Source organism: Pontibacter roseus DSM 17521 (assembly GCF_000373265.1).
Lineage (GTDB): Bacteria > Bacteroidota > Bacteroidia > Cytophagales > Hymenobacteraceae > Pontibacter > Pontibacter roseus.
The window spans coordinates 780,586-798,190 of the sequence record NZ_KB890761.1 but is presented as its reverse complement, the minus strand read 5'-3'; the positions used below and the strand labels follow the sequence as shown (position 1 = coordinate 798,190).

Annotated in this window: 18 protein-coding genes and 4 tRNA genes; 4 read left to right on the top strand and 18 right to left on the bottom strand. The window is 48.2% G+C overall.

The window, feature by feature from the left end; translation table 11 throughout:
* Positions 1-4: 4 nt before the first annotated feature.
* From rpoB to B051_RS0103655, 13 genes are all read right to left on the bottom strand, one after another.
* Positions 5-3,877: a DNA-directed RNA polymerase subunit beta gene (rpoB, locus tag B051_RS0103715; protein ID WP_018476835.1), complete on the bottom strand. Its 3,873-nt coding sequence runs from the start codon at positions 3,875-3,877 to the stop codon at positions 5-7.
* 158 nt (positions 3,878-4,035) lie between these two features.
* Complete coding sequence (gene rplL / locus B051_RS0103710; protein WP_018476834.1) at positions 4,036-4,416, bottom strand: 50S ribosomal protein L7/L12; 381 nt, start codon at positions 4,414-4,416, stop codon at positions 4,036-4,038.
* A gap of 42 nt (positions 4,417-4,458) precedes the next feature.
* Complete coding sequence (gene rplJ / locus B051_RS0103705) at positions 4,459-4,983, bottom strand: 50S ribosomal protein L10 (RefSeq protein WP_018476833.1); 525 nt, start codon at positions 4,981-4,983, stop codon at positions 4,459-4,461.
* Between the two features lie 4 nt (positions 4,984-4,987).
* Positions 4,988-5,680 carry a 50S ribosomal protein L1 gene (rplA, locus tag B051_RS0103700; protein WP_018476832.1) on the bottom strand — a complete coding sequence of 231 codons (693 nt, stop codon included), beginning with the start codon at positions 5,678-5,680 and terminating at the stop codon, positions 4,988-4,990.
* Positions 5,681-5,696: 16 nt separating this feature from the next.
* Complete coding sequence (gene rplK, locus B051_RS0103695) at positions 5,697-6,140, bottom strand: 50S ribosomal protein L11 (RefSeq protein ID WP_018476831.1); 444 nt, start codon at positions 6,138-6,140, stop codon at positions 5,697-5,699.
* A 12-nt stretch (positions 6,141-6,152) separates the two neighbouring features.
* Positions 6,153-6,710: a transcription termination/antitermination protein NusG gene (gene nusG / locus B051_RS0103690; RefSeq protein ID WP_018476830.1), complete on the bottom strand. Its 558-nt coding sequence runs from the start codon at positions 6,708-6,710 to the stop codon at positions 6,153-6,155.
* Positions 6,711-6,719: 9 nt separating this feature from the next.
* Positions 6,720-6,911 carry a preprotein translocase subunit SecE gene (secE, locus tag B051_RS0103685; RefSeq protein ID WP_018476829.1) on the bottom strand — a complete coding sequence of 64 codons (192 nt, stop codon included), beginning with the start codon at positions 6,909-6,911 and terminating at the stop codon, positions 6,720-6,722.
* A 23-nt stretch (positions 6,912-6,934) separates the two neighbouring features.
* Positions 6,935-7,007 (bottom strand) — tRNA-Trp (locus tag B051_RS0103680).
* Between the two features lie 110 nt (positions 7,008-7,117).
* Positions 7,118-8,305, bottom strand: coding sequence for an elongation factor Tu (tuf, locus tag B051_RS0103675; RefSeq protein ID WP_018476828.1), 1,188 nt, complete (start codon positions 8,303-8,305; stop codon positions 7,118-7,120).
* A 70-nt stretch (positions 8,306-8,375) separates the two neighbouring features.
* Positions 8,376-8,447: transfer RNA gene (locus B051_RS0103670), tRNA-Thr, on the bottom strand.
* A gap of 109 nt (positions 8,448-8,556) precedes the next feature.
* Positions 8,557-8,629, bottom strand: a tRNA-Gly gene (locus B051_RS0103665).
* A gap of 38 nt (positions 8,630-8,667) precedes the next feature.
* Positions 8,668-8,750: transfer RNA gene (locus tag B051_RS0103660), tRNA-Tyr, on the bottom strand.
* A 151-nt stretch (positions 8,751-8,901) separates the two neighbouring features.
* Positions 8,902-11,454, bottom strand: a complete 2,553-nt coding sequence (locus tag B051_RS0103655) for a M1 family metallopeptidase (RefSeq protein ID WP_026236165.1) — start codon at positions 11,452-11,454, stop codon at positions 8,902-8,904.
* 85 nt (positions 11,455-11,539) lie between these two features.
* Here B051_RS0103655 and B051_RS0103650 point away from each other — a divergent pair, with 85 nt between their 5' ends.
* The 3 genes from B051_RS0103650 (at position 11,540) to frr (ending at position 13,530) form a co-directional block, all read left to right on the top strand.
* Positions 11,540-12,037 carry a biotin/lipoyl-containing protein gene (locus B051_RS0103650; RefSeq protein ID WP_018476826.1) on the top strand — a complete coding sequence of 166 codons (498 nt, stop codon included), beginning with the start codon at positions 11,540-11,542 and terminating at the stop codon, positions 12,035-12,037.
* An 84-nt stretch (positions 12,038-12,121) separates the two neighbouring features.
* Complete coding sequence (pyrH, locus tag B051_RS0103645; RefSeq protein ID WP_026236164.1) at positions 12,122-12,907, top strand: UMP kinase; 786 nt, start codon at positions 12,122-12,124, stop codon at positions 12,905-12,907.
* 59 nt (positions 12,908-12,966) lie between these two features.
* The gene (gene frr / locus B051_RS0103640; RefSeq protein WP_018476824.1) at positions 12,967-13,530 is read left to right on the top strand and encodes a ribosome recycling factor; all 564 of its coding nucleotides are present in this window, start codon (positions 12,967-12,969) and stop codon (positions 13,528-13,530) included.
* A gap of 133 nt (positions 13,531-13,663) precedes the next feature.
* Here the strand turns inward: frr and nadD are convergent, their stop codons facing one another.
* The 5 genes from nadD to B051_RS22675 all read right to left on the bottom strand — a co-directional run bounded on the left by nadD (position 13,664) and on the right by B051_RS22675 (position 15,971).
* On the bottom strand, positions 13,664-14,236 hold the full coding sequence (gene nadD / locus B051_RS0103635; RefSeq protein ID WP_018476823.1) for a nicotinate (nicotinamide) nucleotide adenylyltransferase: 573 nt from the start codon (positions 14,234-14,236) through the stop codon (positions 13,664-13,666).
* Entirely contained in the window at positions 14,233-14,817 is a 585-nt protein-coding gene (gmk, locus tag B051_RS0103630) for a guanylate kinase (RefSeq protein ID WP_018476822.1), read from the bottom strand. The genes nadD and gmk overlap by 4 nt, the downstream gene beginning before the upstream one ends.
* 6 nt (positions 14,818-14,823) lie before the next feature.
* Positions 14,824-15,105, bottom strand: a complete 282-nt coding sequence (locus B051_RS0103625; protein WP_018476821.1) for an anti-sigma factor family protein — start codon at positions 15,103-15,105, stop codon at positions 14,824-14,826.
* A 25-nt stretch (positions 15,106-15,130) separates the two neighbouring features.
* Positions 15,131-15,724, bottom strand: a complete 594-nt coding sequence (locus tag B051_RS0103620) for a sigma-70 family RNA polymerase sigma factor (protein WP_018476820.1) — start codon at positions 15,722-15,724, stop codon at positions 15,131-15,133.
* A 106-nt stretch (positions 15,725-15,830) separates the two neighbouring features.
* Positions 15,831-15,971 (bottom strand): hypothetical protein, encoded by a 141-nt coding sequence (locus tag B051_RS22675; protein WP_211214314.1) that lies wholly within the window; start codon positions 15,969-15,971, stop codon positions 15,831-15,833.
* A 23-nt stretch (positions 15,972-15,994) separates the two neighbouring features.
* Between B051_RS22675 and B051_RS0103615 the strand changes: the two genes are divergently transcribed.
* The gene (locus B051_RS0103615) at positions 15,995-17,530 is read left to right on the top strand and encodes a glycosyltransferase family 2 protein (protein ID WP_018476819.1); all 1,536 of its coding nucleotides are present in this window, start codon (positions 15,995-15,997) and stop codon (positions 17,528-17,530) included.
* Positions 17,531-17,605: the final 75 nt, after the last annotated feature.

Below are 17,605 nucleotides of genomic sequence, written 5' to 3'. Positions count from 1 at the left end.
TTTGCTACTCTAACGTGATTTCGAGCGCCAGACCTCTTAACTCGTGAATCAGTACGTTGAATGATTCTGGGATATTTGGTTTTGGCAACACATCGCCCTTCACAATTGCCTCATAGGCTTTTGCACGGCCAATCACGTCGTCAGATTTAACTGTAAGTATTTCCTGCAGTACGTTAGATGCACCGAATGCCTCAAGCGCCCACACCTCCATCTCACCGAAACGCTGACCACCAAATTGAGCTTTACCACCCAATGGCTGCTGCGTAATCAGAGAGTATGGTCCGATAGAACGAGCGTGCATCTTATCATCCACCAAGTGGCCTAGTTTCAGCATGTAAATTACACCTACTGTTACTGGCTGGTCGAAGCGGTCACCTGACAAACCATCGTACAGGTATGATCGGCCGAACTTCGGAAGCCCTGCTTCAGCCAACTCTGCAGAAACTTGGTCTTCTGTTGCACCGTCGAAAATCGGAGTCGCATACGTTCTTCCTAATTTCTTACCGGCCCATCCAAGCACTGTTTCATAAATCTGACCGATGTTCATCCTGGAAGGTACACCCAGTGGATTCAGAACGATATCCATAGGCTCACCAGTTTCCAGGAACGGCATGTCCTCTTCGCGAACGATACGTGCCACTACACCCTTGTTACCGTGACGACCGGCCATTTTGTCACCTACCTTCAGCTTACGCTTCTTGGCAATGTATACTTTGGCAAGCTGTACGATTCCTGCTGGCAACTCATCTCCCACCTCCAAGGTGAAACGCTCACGCTTGAAGTGTGCAGAAGTGATGTTACGACGCTTGTTATAGTTCTTCACAAGCTCTACCAGCATGCTGTTCGTTCTCTCGTCCGGCGTCCAGTTCTCCAATATCAAATCCTTGAACATGTTCACCTCTTCCGGAACCGCATAGTTACTCTCGTCCTTGTATGGGTTCTTTTCCGGGAACAGTGCTTCAATGACGTTCTTTCTAGAGAACTTCACTCCTTTTGACAGTATCTCATCACCGAACTTGTGCTTGATACCTTGTGATGTCTTACCTTCCAGTAACGCCACCAGCTTATCAACCATTATGTTCTTAATGACATTGAGGTCTTTAGAGTATTTTACTTTCAGCTCTTCAACCTCTTTCTTAGACTTAGCCCGAAGGTTCTTGTCTTTCTTAGGCCGAGAGAAAAGTTTTGTATCTATAACCACACCGTTCAGTGATGGCGGTGCCTTAAGCGAGGCATCCTTCACATCACCGGCTTTATCACCGAAGATAGCACGTAGAAGCTTTTCTTCTGGAGTTGGGTCAGTCTCTCCTTTTGGAGTGATTTTACCAATTAGGATATCGCCTTCACGAACTTCAGCACCGATTCGGATAATACCGTTTTCGTCTAGGTTCTTCACGGCTTCCTCGCTCACGTTCGGGATTTCAGAAGTCAATTCCTCTTCACCACGCTTCGTTTCGCGAACTTCCAACTCGAACTCTTCGATGTGTATAGATGTGAAGATGTCATCTCTTACTACTTTCTCAGAGATTACAATCGCATCTTCAAAGTTATACCCTTGCCAAGGCATGAACGCTACCTGCATGTTTCTACCAATCGCTAGTTCGCCGTTGTTAGTGGCATAGCCTTCGCAAAGTGGCTGACCTTTGGTTACACGCTGTCCGGTATAGACAATTGGTGTCAGGTTGATGCAAGTGTCCTGGTTAGTTCTTCTGAACTTAATCAGGTTGTAAGTCACATATTCAGCATCAAATGCTATCAACTTCTCTTCTTCTGTCAAATCGTATTTTACTACGATTTTAGTAGCATCAACGAAGTCGATTATACCTTCTCCCTCTGCTATCACCAATGCTCTGGAGTCAATCGCAGCTCTTCTTTCCAGACCTGTACCCACAATTGGAGCTTCTGGCTTCAACAGGGGCACTGCCTGGCGCTGCATGTTTGAACCCATCAGAGCACGGTTCGCATCGTCATGCTCCAGGAACGGAATCAGAGAAGCCGCTACCGATACAATCTGGTTTGGAGCAACGTCCATGTAGGTATAGGTGGTCGGCTCCTCCACAGGGAAGTCACCTTCAAATCTGCCTTTCACCCGGTCGTTGATGAAGTTACCGTTATCATCGATGATGGCATTCGCCTGTGCGATGTGGTGTGTATCTTCTTCTTCAGCAGTCAGGTACTCTACGGTACCGTCCATTTCCACAATTCCTTCATTCACCTTGCGATAAGGCGTCTCGATGAAGCCCATGTGGTTTACACGTGCGTGCACACACAGTGAAGATATCAGACCGATGTTCGGACCTTCTGGCGTCTCGATGGTACACAGACGGCCGTAGTGGGTATAGTGAACGTCACGTACTTCGAAACCAGCACGCTCTCTGGAAAGTCCACCTGGTCCAAGGGCAGACACACGACGCTTGTGCGTCACTTCCGCCAATGGGTTTGTCTGGTCCATGAACTGAGACAGCTGGTTTGTTCCGAAGAACGAGTTGATTACAGAAGACAGTGTTCGCGCATTAATCAGGTCAACGGGCTTGAAGTCCTCGTTGTCACGCACGTTCATACGTTCCTTGATGGTACGGGCCATACGAGCCAGACCAACACCGAACTGTGCGTAAAGCTGCTCTCCTACCGTTCTTACACGGCGGTTGCTCAAGTGGTCAATATCATCCACTACTGCCTTGGAGTTAATCAGGCCGATGAGGTACTTCACAATAAGGACGATGTCCTCATTTGTCAATACTTTCGCATCCCAATTGGTGTCCAGACCAAGCTTCTTGTTGATTCTGTAACGACCTACTTCACCTAAATCATAGCGCTTGTCAGAGAAGAACAGCTTCTGGATAATGTCACGTGCTGTCTCTTCATCCGGAGCCTCTGTGTTACGAAGTTGGCGGTAGATTTGCTCAACCGCTTCTTTTTCAGAGTTAGAGTTGTCCTTCTGAAGCGTGTTGTATATAATAGCATAATCTGCTATATTAACGTTCTCACGGTGCAGGATAATGGACTTCACGCCTGAATCCAGAATCACATCGATATCTTCTGCTGTGATTTCAGAGTCACGCTCCAACAATACTTCGTTTCTATCAATAGAAACAACCTCTCCTGTATCTTCGTCAACGAAGTCTTCTGTCCAAGTCCTCAGTACGCGCGCTGCAAGTTTTCTACCTGTAGCATTCTTCAGATTTGCTTTTGTAGCTGGCAATTCCTCAGACAATCCGAATAAATCCAGAATGTCCTTGTCTGTACCATAGCCGATAGCACGAAGAAGCGTCGTTACCGGGAATTTCTTCTTGCGGTCGATATAGGCATACATGACGTTGTTTACGTCTGTCGCAAACTCAANCCAAGATCCTTTAAAAGGAATAATTCTGGCAGAATACAGTTTGGTACCGTTGGTATGCTTGCTTTGTGCAAAGAACACACCTGGTGATCTATGTAGTTGAGATACAATAACGCGTTCAGCCCCGTTGATAACAAAGGAGCCTTTCTCAGTCATGTATGGGATATTACCTAAGAATACTTCTTGCTCTATTGTCTCAAAGTCTTCGTTATCCTCATCATTGCAGATAAGGCGAAGCTTCGCTTTGAGCGGTACCGAATACGTCAGACCTCTGTCAATGCATTCATCTACTGAATACTTTGGTGGGTCAATGTGGTAGTCGATAAACTCGAGTACGAAGTTTTCTCGTGAATCTGAAATCGGAAAGTTCTCAGCGAACACTTTGAACAAACCTTCCTGTGCCCTATTCTCAGCTGGAGTCTCCAGTTGGAAAAAGTCCTGGAATGACTGCAGCTGAACATCTAAGAAGTCAGGATAGTCAATAACCGGATTTATAGAGGCAAAATTGATTCGCTCTGTCGTTTTATTCTTAGCCAAAGCCTTGGAATTTTAACGTTTACAATATGATTCCAGCACATAGCTGCATGTATAGCTATGGGCAAAAAAAGGATTCATGTCCTGAATCCGTGTACAAACAGGAAAAGACCTGACGAATATGCCAGGTCTACCTGTTATCGGTATGTTGGTAAGTGAGATTATTTAACCTCTACTTCAGCACCAGCTTCTTCCAAAGATTTCTTCAGTGATTCAGCTTCGTTCTTGTCCACACCTTCTTTCAAAGGCTTAGGAGCGCCGTCTACCAGTTCTTTAGCTTCTTTCAGACCAAGACCAGTAAGTTCTTTCACCAGCTTAACTACTGCTAGTTTAGATGCACCTGCTGACTTAAGGATTACGTCAAAAGAAGTTTTTTCTTCTGCAGCAGCTCCTCCTTCAGCAGCACCACCACCAGCAACCATTACTGGAGCAGCAGCAGCTGGCTCAATACCATACTCGTCCTTAAGAATTGTAGCTAGTTCATTAACCTCTTTCACAGTCAAGTTTACTAACTGCTCAGCGAATGCTTTCAAATCTGCCATTTTATTGAAATTAAAAGTTACTTATTGATTACGTTTTTTAAATTATTCTTTTTCAGATAGTGTCTTCAGGATTCCGGCTAGTTTGCCACCGCTGCTCTGTAGAGCAGACACAACATTCTTAGCTGGAGACTGAAGCAAGCCAATGATTTCTCCGATGAGCTCATTTTTGGACTTGATGCTTGCCAGTGTGTCAAGCTGGTTCTCACCAACATAGATACCACCGTCAATGTAGGCACCCTTCAACAACGGAAGCGCATTGCCTTTTTTTCTGAAGTCTTTCAGAAGCTTACCAGGAGCATTGCCTGACTCAGCTGAAAACACAATACCAGATGAACCTTTCAATACATCTTCCAAAGCAGTAGTATCTGCCTCTAATGTATCTAGCGCCTTCTTGATGAGGGTGTTCTTGTAAACTTTGTATTCAAGACCTCTATCATAGGCCATTCTTCTGAACTGGTTGATGCTCGCTACGGTCATAGTAGAAGCGTCTGTGATATAGAAGTAGTTCGTATTGGCTAACTTCTCGCTCAGGTCTCTAACTATTATCTCTTTTTCTTCCCTGGTCATGTTCTTAGATCGTTGCGTTCTTGTCTACGATTACGGCCGGGCTCATTGTGCTTGACAATGTGATGCTTCTAATGTAAGTACCCTTAGCTGAAGATGGCTTCAAACGGTTCAGTGTGGCGATTACTTCTGCAGCGTTAGCAGCAAGCTGCTCTGGAGAGAAGGAAACCTTTCCTACACTTGTATGAATGATGCCATATTTATCAACTTTGAAGTCAATCTTACCGGCTTTAACTTCTTTAACTGCCTTAGCTACATCCTGAGTAACTGTACCAGACTTTGGGTTTGGCATCAGGTTGCGTGGGCCCAGGATTCTACCTAGACGACCTACTTTGGCCATAACTGCCGGCATAGTGATGATTACATCAACATCTGTCCAGCCTTTTTCAATCTTTTGGATATAATCGTCAAGACCTACGTAGTCAGCACCGGCGTCTCTTGCTTCCTGCTCCTTGTCTGGTGTAACAAGTGCCAGCACCTTTACATCTTTACCTGTACCGTGTGGCAGTGTAACTATACCACGTACCATCTGGTCTGCTTTGCGAGGGTCTACGCCTAGGCGTACATCAATATCAACAGAGGCATCAAACTTTGTGAAAGTGATATCTTTTACTACTGAAGCCGCATCTGTTAAAGAATACTCTTTTGTAAGGTCGGCTTTTTCTAAAGCCGCTTTCCTTTTCTTTGAAATCTTCGCCATTATCCTTTAACTCTAATTATTCGTTCCACGGAGCATTACCAGATACTGTTATACCCATGCTTCTGGCTGTACCAGCCACCATTTTCATGGCAGACTCCAGTTTGAAAGCATTCAAGTCGGGCATTTTCAGTTCCGCAATCTCTCTTACCTGATCCCATGTAACTGAACCTACTTTGTTACGGTTTGGCTCTTTCGAACCACCCTTAATTTTAGCAGCATCCATTAACAATACCGGAGCAGGAGGCGTCTTAATAACGAAGTCGAAGGACTTATCTGCGTATATTGTAATCAACACTGGTAACACTTGTCCTGGCTTATCCTGGGTTCTTGCGTTAAACTGCTTGCAGAATTCCATGATGTTAAGACCTTTAGAACCAAGTGCAGGTCCAATCGGTGGCGATGGGTTCGCGGCACCTCCCTTTACCTGAAGTTTCAGGTAACCTTTTATTTCCTTTGCCATTATTTGTATTTACTACGATTCTTTTTCCACTTGCATGTAATTCAGCTCAACTGGAGTGTTACGGCCAAATATCTTCACCATAACGTTAAGCTTTTTACGCTCTTCAAAGACTTCTTCCACAGTGCCTGAGAATCCACTGAAAGGCCCATCCATCACTTTTACCATCTCCCCTACCAGGAATGGCGTATCCAGTACTTCTGTTTGCTCTTCTGCTTCGTCTACTGTTCCCAGTATCCGGTTCACTTCAGACTGGCGCAATGGAACTGGCTTCTTGTTCTGGCCCCCTTCGTTTGACCCAAGGAAACCAATCACACCAGGTGTACTGATAATGATGTGCTCTGCCTCACCATGTGAAAGATCTGCATGTACTAGTACATAGCCTGGGAAGAAGTTACGTTCTCTGATTTTCTTCTTGCCTCCTCTCATCTCGTATACCTTTTCTGCAGGTATAAGAACTTGAGGAACATATTCTTCCAGATTCTGCCTCACAATCTCGTTCTCCAAGTAAGCTTTAGCCTTCTTCTCTTGGCCGCTTACCGCTCGAACTACATACCATTTTAAATCAGCCATTGCTTCTACTTAAAACTGGTTGTAAAACCAAGACAGTGTTGAATCAAAGACAAAATCCATAGCTCCAACAACCAAGGCAAAAATCAAAGAACCAATCAATACTAATACAGAACTATTCTGCAATTCAGAATAAGATGGCCATGAGACTTTGTTTCTCATTTCATCTACTGTCTCGTCTATGTAGCCTTTAACTTTGCTCATTGCCTTCGCTTTAATAGTTATTGCACGGGTGGAGAGACTCGAACTCCCAGCCAATGGTTTTGGAGACCACTACTCTACCAATTGAGCTACACCCGTAAAAAAATGCACACCAATTTTTAATTGGAGTGCAAATTTATTTAAAAGAATATTAAAAACAAACCCGTTCCTAAAATCTTTTTCAGAAACGGGTTTGTAATTAGATATGGTTAGTCAAGGATTTCAGTTACCTGGCCGGCACCTACTGTTCTACCACCCTCGCGGATAGCGAAACGAAGACCTTTCTCCATGGCTACTTTGTTAATCAGGTTCACCTCGATTGTGATGTTATCACCAGGCATAACCATCTCTACTCCTTCTGGAAGCATAATCTCTCCTGTAACGTCTGTGGTTCTGAAGTAGAACTGTGGACGGTACTTGTTGAAGAATGGCGTGTGACGTCCACCTTCTTCTTTAGAAAGAACGTAAACTTCAGCCTTGAACTTCATGTGCGGCTTCACAGAACCTGGCTTACAGATAACCATACCACGACGGATATCAGTTTTCTCTATACCACGCAGCAACAGACCTACGTTGTCACCAGCTTCACCTCTGTCAAGAATCTTACGGAACATCTCAACACCAGTCACTACTGACTTCAAGTTCTCAGCACCCATACCCAGGATTTCAACCTGCTCACCAGAGTTAATCACACCACGCTCGATACGGCCTGTAGCTACAGTACCACGACCAGTGATAGAGAACACGTCCTCTACTGGCATCAGGAATGGAAGGTCAGTCAGACGAGCTGGGATTGGAATCCAGTTATCAACTGCATCCATCAGAGCCTCGATAGTGCCTACCCATTTCGCGTCGCCGTTCAGACCACCAAGAGCAGAACCCTGGATTACTGGAATGTTGTCGCCATCGAAATCGTAGAAAGAAAGAAGCTCACGGATTTCCATCTCAACAAGCTCAAGAAGCTCTGGATCGTCCACCATGTCCACTTTGTTCATGAATACAACAAGCTGAGGAACACCTACCTGACGAGCAAGAAGGATGTGCTCACGAGTTTGTGGCATTGGTCCGTCAGTTGCAGCAACCACTAGAATAGCGCCGTCCATCTGGGCAGCACCAGTAACCATGTTCTTCACGTAGTCAGCGTGACCTGGGCAGTCAACGTGAGCATAGTGACGGTTCTCTGTTGCATATTCAACGTGAGAAGTATTGATTGTAATACCTCTTTCTTTTTCCTCTGGAGCGTTATCGATTGAAGAGAAGTCTCTCATCTTAGCCAGACCTTTGTTTGCCAATACCTGGGTAATGGCAGCAGTCAAGGTTGTTTTGCCGTGGTCAACGTGACCGATTGTACCGATGTTTACGTGCGGTTTGGAACGGTCAAATGTTTCTTTAGCCATTGTATGATATTAAATTAAGGTTAAAACGTTTAAAGTTATGTTGCGCTTTCTTTACACATAACGGGCTTTGAGCCAACGATGGGAATTGAACCCACGACCCCTTCCTTACCAAGGAAGTACTCTACCCCTGAGCTACGTCGGCTTTTACCAGCACTTATACAAAAATGAGTTTATACTAAAAAGGAAATCCATCTACATGAAATTCCTTTGAATCAAACCCCTAAATGATAAGCAGCACGTTATTGCAATTGAGCGGGAGACGAGGGTCGAACTCGCGGCCTATAGCTTGGAAGGCTATCGCTCTACCAACTGAGCTACTCCCGCTTCAAATCTTATTACACCAAATTACGTGGTTATTACTGTGGGGAGAGCAGGATTCGAACCTGCGAAGTATCACTACAACGGAGTTACAGTCCGTCCCATTTGGCCGCTCTGGAATCTCCCCAAATATTACCGTCAGCTGACTTTTTCAGCCTTCCTTAGCGCTTCGAAACTGGCTCTTGAACCAGCTCTTTGTTCTAAGGAGATGCAAAATTAAGCGCTTTTTCTTTACAGTCAAATATTCCGTGAAAATTTCTCAACTTTTTTTCTATATTCTACAAGGCCAGCTGGTTGTATAGCTCGAGCAGCCTTTTGTCTTTCTCGTTCTGCTTTATCTCTTTTAGCAACTCTACTATTTCTGGCCGCTCTGACAGCACCATCAGCGTTTGGAAGGCTGCCATTCTTACATAGTACAGGTTATGATTCTGTGCAAAATCAGCAAGCAGGGCGATGGCCTCTGGGGTACTAGCCTCGCTATTGACGGCCAGGAAGGCCCCGAAGCTCTGGAGCAGGTAGTATAGCCCGCCGCCTTTGGTTTGTTTTGCCTGCTTCATGAACCAATCGTACTTCTGCGGTCCGCCTTTTACAGCATAGTAGGACGCCAGCGCCAGCACGATTTCTTCATTTTTCTCCTGCTCAAAAGCAGCTAGCTTAGTGTTTATGTCGGCAGCATTAGTGCCAGCGTAGGCCAGTATACCTGCGGCAGCAACCTTGTACGATTTGTCAGTCATGGCCTGTTCGTATACGGCCTTGTACTTCTCTCCACCCCACTCCAACAGTAACAACACTGCTCCTGCCCGTACATCTCCTTTTTTGTCCTGCTGCGCTATCTGTCTCACCTGCGCCTCATAAACCGAGGCTTCTGCTCCTTTCAACTGGCCTACGGCGTCCAGTGCGGAGGTTCTGATGTACCAGAAGTCATCTTTCAGAGCAGCCTGCATCACGCTGCGGGCCTCCGGATTTTGCAAGTCCTGCGCCAGCGCCTCCAGCGCCTCTAGTTTTGCCCTGAACTCCTCTGCATTGTTGAACTGGTATACAAACTCCGACTTGGTCTTGGCATGTTCAATGGTACCGAGCAACTGTTGTTCACTGTCAAAAATTACCAGTTGGGGCTGACTTGCTACAGGTATAGAGAAAGTTTGGTTTGCTTTAGTGATAAGCACAGGATGTTCCTTGCGTTTGCCCTGCTCCCACACGGCCACTTTGAGAGGCAGCCGGTAAACCGGAGCATATAGCGTGTCCTGTTGCTGCGCTACCTGCAGGTTGAGTTGTCCATTTTCATAAGAGTGGGTAACCTTCAGCTCTGGGTGGCCTGCCCGCATGAACCATTGATCAAAGAACCACATCAGGTCCTCACCTGTTACGTCTTCAAAGGCCATGCGGAGTTCTGCTATCTCCACATCAGAAAATTTGTTTTGAGTCAGGTAACGGTTCAGTGAGGTATAGAACGCTTCGTCGCCCACGTACTTGCGTAGCATGTGCAGCACACGCCCGCCTTTGGCGTAGGAGTGGCTGTCGAACATCTCTTCCCTGTCGCCATAGCGATAGCGAATCAGTGGCTCCCGCTTCGTCTCCGCCTCTTCCAGGTACTGCTCCAGCTCATCCAGATGAAGGTATGCCGCCTCGTCCTGGCCGAATTTATGCTCCGTCCAGAGGTACTCTGAGTAATTGGCAAAGGCCTCGTTCAGGGGCAGGTTCGCCCATGACTCGGTGGTGACGTAATCGCCAAACCACTGGTGGAAGAGCTCATGGGCGATGATGCCGTCCCAATACTTGTCCAGCAGTTCCCGCTCGTTCAGCTGTACGTCCTCCATGAACGTGGAGGCGCTGGTGTTTTCCATGGCACCCGACACAAAATCGCGCACCACTACCTGCGAATATTTAGACCACGGGTAGTCTACACCCAGCTTTTTGGAGAAGAACTCCATCATTTCCGGCGTATTGCCAAAAATCTGTTTGGCCGTTTTCTCATAAACCGGCTCCACATAATAATTCACCTCCAGGTTGCGCCATTTGTCTTTCACCACGGCATACTCGCCGATGGCCATCATGGTCAGGTATGGCGCGTGGGGCAGTTCCATTTTCCAGTAATCGGTTTTGGTACCATCGGCATTCTTGCGGGAATAGACGAACGTGCCGTTGGATAGGGTGGTGAATTTCGGGTCGACGGTGATATAGAGTTCCTGGGTCATGCGCTCGTTAGGAGAGTCGATGGTCGGGAACCAGGCGGAGTTGGCCTCTGTCTCGCCTTGTGTCCATATCTGGCGTGGCTTGTCAGGGTCCGCTCCGGTTGGGTTGATGAAGTAAAGACCTTTGTCCTGGGTGATGGCATCGCTGCCCCCCAGGGCCAGTTCATTCGGTTTGGCCGTATAGTCTATCTCCAGGATGTATTTATCATTACGGGTATAGGCTTTTCCTAAGTCAATGGTCAGCTTCATGCCATCGTAGGCATACTTGAGCTCCTTCCCATCGAACCCGTTCATCAGGTTAACGCTGTGGATGTCGAAGCCTTTGGCGTCCAACACCAGTGTCTGCTGTGGGTAGAAGTATGGCTTGAGAGTGAGTTCTGCCAGACCGTGCAAGTGTTGTTTCTCCCAATCAAAGCTTACGCGCAGCTTGGTATGCAGCAGGTCGTGCAGGCGGGTTTTGGAAGGGTTGAAGGCATGCTGCTTTGGCGCCCAGGCAGGTATACCAGGAGTCTCAGCGGCCGATTTAGCAGGGGCTGGCACAGCCACAGGCGCGGGACCAGTGGGTTTGTTCACGCTGCAACCGCCTGTAAATGCCATGGCCACGGCCAAACCAATTACTCCCAAAAACCTATGATTCATGATGGAATGTTTTAATTTTGAGCTCAATTTCTGAAAATACTCTGATAAATCAATTATCTTTAAGCTCCTTAATCCGAATTACAAGATGCTCCAGATAAAAACCGCTAACGACAAATCCTGGCAGGTTGATATTCAAAAAGATGTTATTCTTCTCAACGGAACACCTTTTAACTGGGACATCTCTCCCATCGGCCCCAACACCTATCACATCATAAAGGACAGCAAGTCATACACGGCTGAGCTGGTCACGGCTGATTACCAGTCGAAGACGTTCACGTTCAAAATAAACGGAGTGCAGCACACGGTGAGCGCCAAGGACCGCTTTGACCTGCTGCTGGACCAACTCGGCATGAGCGACGCCAACGCGCACAAGGTGAACGACGTGAAGGCCCCTATGCCAGGGCTGATACTGGAGATTAAGGTGCAGCCGGGCCAGGAGGTGAAGAAAGGCGACCCTATCATGATACTGGAGGCCATGAAAATGGAGAACATACTCAAGTCACCGGGCGACGGCGTGGTGAAAGAAGTGAAGGTTGCTGTGAAGCAGAATGTAGAAAAAGGCCAGATTTTGATTCTATTTTAATTTTTTTGTGTTGCCAGTTGGGCAGCACACACTGCCCTCCCGTAACATAAGCATCCATAAACGTTTTCAATACCATAAACTATCGTGAAGTATAAAAGAATATTGCTGAAGCTAAGCGGCGAATCGCTGATGGGAGACCAGCAGTACGGCATCGATACCAAACGGTTGATGCAGTACTCGCAGGAGATAAAGGAGGTAGCCGCTCTAGGCGTAGAGGTAGCAGTCGTGATTGGGGGAGGCAACATTTTCAGGGGCGTACAGGCCGAGGAAGTGGGCTTGGACCGTGTGCAGGGCGACTATATGGGCATGCTGGCCACCGTCATCAACAGCATGGCGCTGCAGAGCGCCCTTGAAAAGCTGGGTGTCTATACCCGCCTGCTCTCCGGCCTGAACATTCAGCAGGTATGTGAGCCGTATATCCGCCGCCGCGCTGTGCGCCACTTGGAGAAGGGACGCGTGGTCATCTTCGGGGCGGGCACCGGCAACCCCTACTTCACTACGGATTCAGCGGCTAGCCTGCGCGCCATCGAGATTGAGGCGGACGTAGTCCTAAAGGGCACCCGCGTGGACGGCATCTACTCCGCTGACCCGGAGAAGGACCCGGATGCTATTTTCTATTCCAACATCTCCTTCAAAGACGTGTTTGAGAAAGGTTTGAACGTGATGGACATGACCGCTTTCACGCTGTGCAAGGAGAATGGCCTGCCTATCATCGTGTTTGACATGAACAAAGGCGGCAACCTGAAACGCCTGGTACAGGGAGAGAAAATAGGCACACTTGTCAGCATGGACGACATCGCTGAGTCTATCAAAGAGACGATAGGCCAGATGCAGGCAGCAGAGGACTCAACCAGAACAGATAAAAATTAGTATTTTTGCAAATCAAACAACCTAGTTCATAAGAAGAACCTTATTAAGTTAAAATTGATATGACGGAAGAAATTCAGTTTTACCTCAGCGAAGCAGAGGAGTCTATGCAAAAAGCAGTGCAGCACACTAATTCTGAATTGCTTAAAATAAGAGCGGGCAAGGCCTCGCCTGCCATGGTAGAAGACCTGCGCGTAGATTACTACGGCTCCCAGACTCCTATCTCTCAGGTAGCCAACATCACCGCCCCTGATGCCCGCACCCTTATGATAAAGCCTTGGGAGAAGCAAATGGTGGCTGAAATTGGCAAGGCTATCAAAAACAGTGACCTGAACCTGAACCCACAGCACGAGGCTGATGCCATCCGACTGAACATTCCGCCATTGACAGAGGAGCGCCGCCGCGACCTGGTGAAGCAGGCGAAAAATGAGACTGAAGGTGGCAAAATAGCCATCCGCAACATCCGTAAGGATGTGAACGAGTCGCTGAGAAAGCTGCAGAAGGAAGGTACCTCTGAAGACGCCGTTCGTGACGCGGAAGCCAAGGTACAGAAGATGACGGACAGCTACATCGTAAAGATTGACGAGCTGCTGACTAAGAAAGAAGCTGAAATCATGACAGTATAGTTGTTCTGAACAAGATTTACAGCAACATAAAAACAGAAGAGCCTCCTTTATCAATTCAGGAGGCTCTTCTGTTTTTACATCATATTAGTTGGATATCATCCGTCCTTTATAGAAGACTTTTTCTGCCTCCAAACTACAGGTATAGCTTGTGCACTTTGATGTAATCTGCTACCTCGTCGGGCACCATGTATTTGATGGACTTATCTTCTTTGATGCACTGCCTGATGAACGTGGCCGAAATATCCAGCACAGGTGCTTTGATAAAGGTCACGTTGGGCATAGGGGGTAACTCGGTGGTGACGGAACCGGAGCGGGGGTACACGTATACCCGGTGGTACTCCAGGATGCGCTCTGAGTTCTTCCATTTTGGGAAGAGCGGCAGGTTGTCCTCCCCCATTATCAGCACAAACTCATAGCTAGGGTACTTCTCCTGCAGGTAAGTAAGTGTGTCAATGGTATAGCTTGGCTTGGGCATGTTGAACTCGATGTTCGACACCCTCAGGCTAGGGTTATCGGCTACGGCCAGCGACACCATGTGCAACCGGTCGAACTCGTGCAGCAGCGTGTTACTGGGCTTAAACGGATTCTGCGGCGACACCACCAGCCATACCGTGTCCAGGTCGGTGTTGGTGGCCATGAAATTAGCCAGTATCAGGTGCCCGATATGGATAGGGTTGAAGGAGCCGAACAGCAGCCCTACTTTCATACGATAGCAGGCTCAGCGTTCAGGAATTCTTCTACCAGCTTCTCGGCTTTGGCACAGGCTTCCTCCAAGTTGTCATTCACAATGACTTTGTCAAACTGGTCTTCGAACTTGAGCTCGAACTCCGCTTTGAATACCCGGCTGGATATGCTGGAAGCGGAATCGGTGTTGCGGGCCTGCAGTCGCTTGGCTAGTTCTGCCACGGAAGGCGGCTTCACGAATACGGCCAGTGCCCGCTCTTTGTAGAAATGCTTGATGCTCAACCCTCCCTTCACGTCCACATCCAGAATGGCATGTCTGCCACTTTCCCAAATGCGCTCTATCTCTGATTTCAACGTGCCGTAGAATGCCCCCTCGTATACCTCTTCCCACTCAACAAACTCGTCGTGGGCTATTTTCTGTTTGAATTCCTCTGGTGTTATGAAGTAGTAGTCTTTCCCGTTTTCCTCGGAGCGGCCGCGCTTGTCGCGGGTACAGGCAGAAATAGAGAAGCCCAGATTGGGGTTGACCTGCAACAGGTGCTTTACAACAGTGGTTTTGCCGGCACCGGAGGGAGCCGAAAAAATAATGATTTTTCCTTGCATCAGGGGTTAGACTGTTTCTTGGATTCTGGCTTTAATTGACAAAGCTAAGCTTTCTGGCACAATTACGCGCTTCAGATGCCCGCTTACAAGCCCTTTGAGGAGTTTTTGCTTATGATGACTCTCGAAGCAGGGGATGCACTCTTCGATGTGGGTGTTAAAATAGGATTGTTCTTCGGAGGAGGCCTCCCCATCAATCATGAGGTCCAGCAGGTGGGCTACCTTGTCACATTCCGACTCGTAACCATCTTCAGATACTCTCTGATGCGCTTCTGTAAATTTAGATTCCATCTTAACTCAAACTCTTTAGTTTTTTCTAACCATTATATCCCATGCTCTTCGCATATTTCTCCAACTTCTCCTTCAAAGAGTTCCGGGCGCGATGCAGCCTGGAGCGCACGGTACCAATCGGAATGTCCAGTATCTTGGCCATCTCCTCGTAGGTGAAACCTTCCAGGTCACATAGTATGATAACGGTTCTGAAGTCGACCGGCAGCGCATTCAGGGCACTGGCTACTTCATCGCCTATCAGGTCCTGCACACTTTCGGTGCGCATGTCAGTGGTGGTGGCTACTCCACCCTCGCCCTCTACGTCATCCGAATTGTAGTAGCCCTCTACTTCGCTGTAGTCTACTTTAGCAGGCTGTTTGCTCTTTTTCCGGAACTCATTTATGAAGGAGTTCTTCAGGATTCGGAACAGCCATGCTTTTGCATTAGTTCCTTGTTCGAAGTAATCAAAAAAGCGGTAGGCCTTTAGGTAGGTCTCCTGTACCAGGTCGTTTGCGTCGTCTTCGTCGAGGGTGAGTCTGTAGGCAAAATTGTACAGAGGGTCCAGCACAGGCAGCAACTCGGCCTCGAACCGTGCATCCTTTTCCTCCTTACTCATCTGTTTACCTGTTTGCTCGCTCATTTGACTTGATTTTGTACTTGTATAAAGTCGTGGTCGCGTACTTATACGCAAATATAGAAATTTTAATTACATACCTTCTCTGCCGCTTTAGGGTTGCAGAATGCCCTTACCGGCTGATAAAGGGGCCTTCGGGCCCGACAGGTGTGCTTATACCATTCGCTTTTAGAAACATACGAAATTTCAGCGCTTTCAGCAGTTCTTCTCTTCTTTTTTGAAGGATTTCGCCGGTAAAACTTAATTTTGCCATAAATTTCACTCAGCTACCTGCGCATGGGCCCTTCCATCTCCGTCACCATACTCACCAAGAACAGCCAGAAGCACCTGTTTGCCTGCCTGCAGGCGCTGCAGCGGTTCCCGGAAGTAATCGTGCTGGACAATGGCTCTACGGATGACACGATGGCCATAGCTGGCAGCTTCCCCAATACCCGCATCGTAGAGTCGCCCTTCATTGGCTTTGGGCCGCTGAAGAACCTGGCAGCGCAGCATGCCACGCACCCTTGGGTGCTCTCCATCGACAGTGACGAAGTACTGTCACCGGAGCTGGCGGAGGAGATACTGCGGCTGGACCTGCAAGACACCCGACGGGTATACAGCTTCCTGCGCCACAACTACTACGGCCGCCGGCACATCAAAGCCTGTGGCTGGGACAATGACTATGTACTCAGGCTGTACCACAAGGAGACCACCCGCTTCGCGGACCTGCCCGTGCACGAATACATACAGACGGAAGGCCTGCAGGTATGCCGCCTGCAAGGCACGCTGGCTCACTTTTCATTCGATAGCATTTCGCAACTGCTCGACAAGCTGAACCACTATACCTCCCTGTTTGCGAAGGAGAACCGGTTCCGGAAGAGCTCCTCTCCTGCCAAAAGCTATTTCAAGTGGGCTTTCTCATTTTTCAGGAACTATGTGCTGCAGCGGGGGTTTCTGTATGGATATGAAGGGCTGGCAATCGCCTTCTCCAATGCCAACGGCACCTTTTACAAATACATGAAACTACACGAAGAAAACCAGCGCCTGGGCATCAGCCTCGTTATCACTACCTACAACTGGAAGGAGGCGCTCGGTGCCGTGCTGCAGAGCGCTTTCAGGCAGAGCGAGCTTCCTGTGGAAATCATAGTGGCCGATGACGGCTCCCGTGAAGACACACGTGCGGTGATTGAGACTTTGGCCCAGCAGGCTCCGGTACCGGTGCGGCATTGCTGGCATCCTGACACTGGTTTCAGGCTGGCTGAGATACGCAACAAGGCAATTGCCATGGCCACCGGTGAATACATCGTGATGGTAGATGGCGACATGGTGCTCCACCCCGACTTCCTGAGAAGCCACCGCCGGATTGCCCGTAGGAACCAGTTTATCCAGGGCAAGCGCGTGTTGCTGAGCAGCGAGACCAGCCAACAGGTGCTGCAGGGTAGGCTGAACAGCATAACCCCGTTTACTGCAGGTATAAAAAACAGGTTCAATGCTATCAGCTCTGGCTTCCTGTCCGGGCTCTTCAGTGCCCGCAAAAAGGACATACGGGCCGTGAGGGGGTGTAATATGGCCTTCTGGAAAGAGGACGTAATAAAAGTGAACGGCTTCAACGAGGACTTCACAGGCTGGGGTCGCGAAGACAGCGAATTCGTGGTGCGGCTCCTGAACCAGGGCCTCCAGCGCCGCAACCTCAAGTTCGGGGGCGTGGCCTATCACCTATACCACCAGGAAAACACCCGCAGCGGGCTCAACGCCAACGATTCCATTTTAGAGAAGGCCATAGCGGAAAGGCGCGTCTCCAGCCCGAACGGCATCGACAAGCACCTGCCATAAGCCGGTTCATACTAGCTATACCTGCTATTTCGGCCTCAGAGGGCCATCCTATTTTCTCCCCATCTATATCTCAGT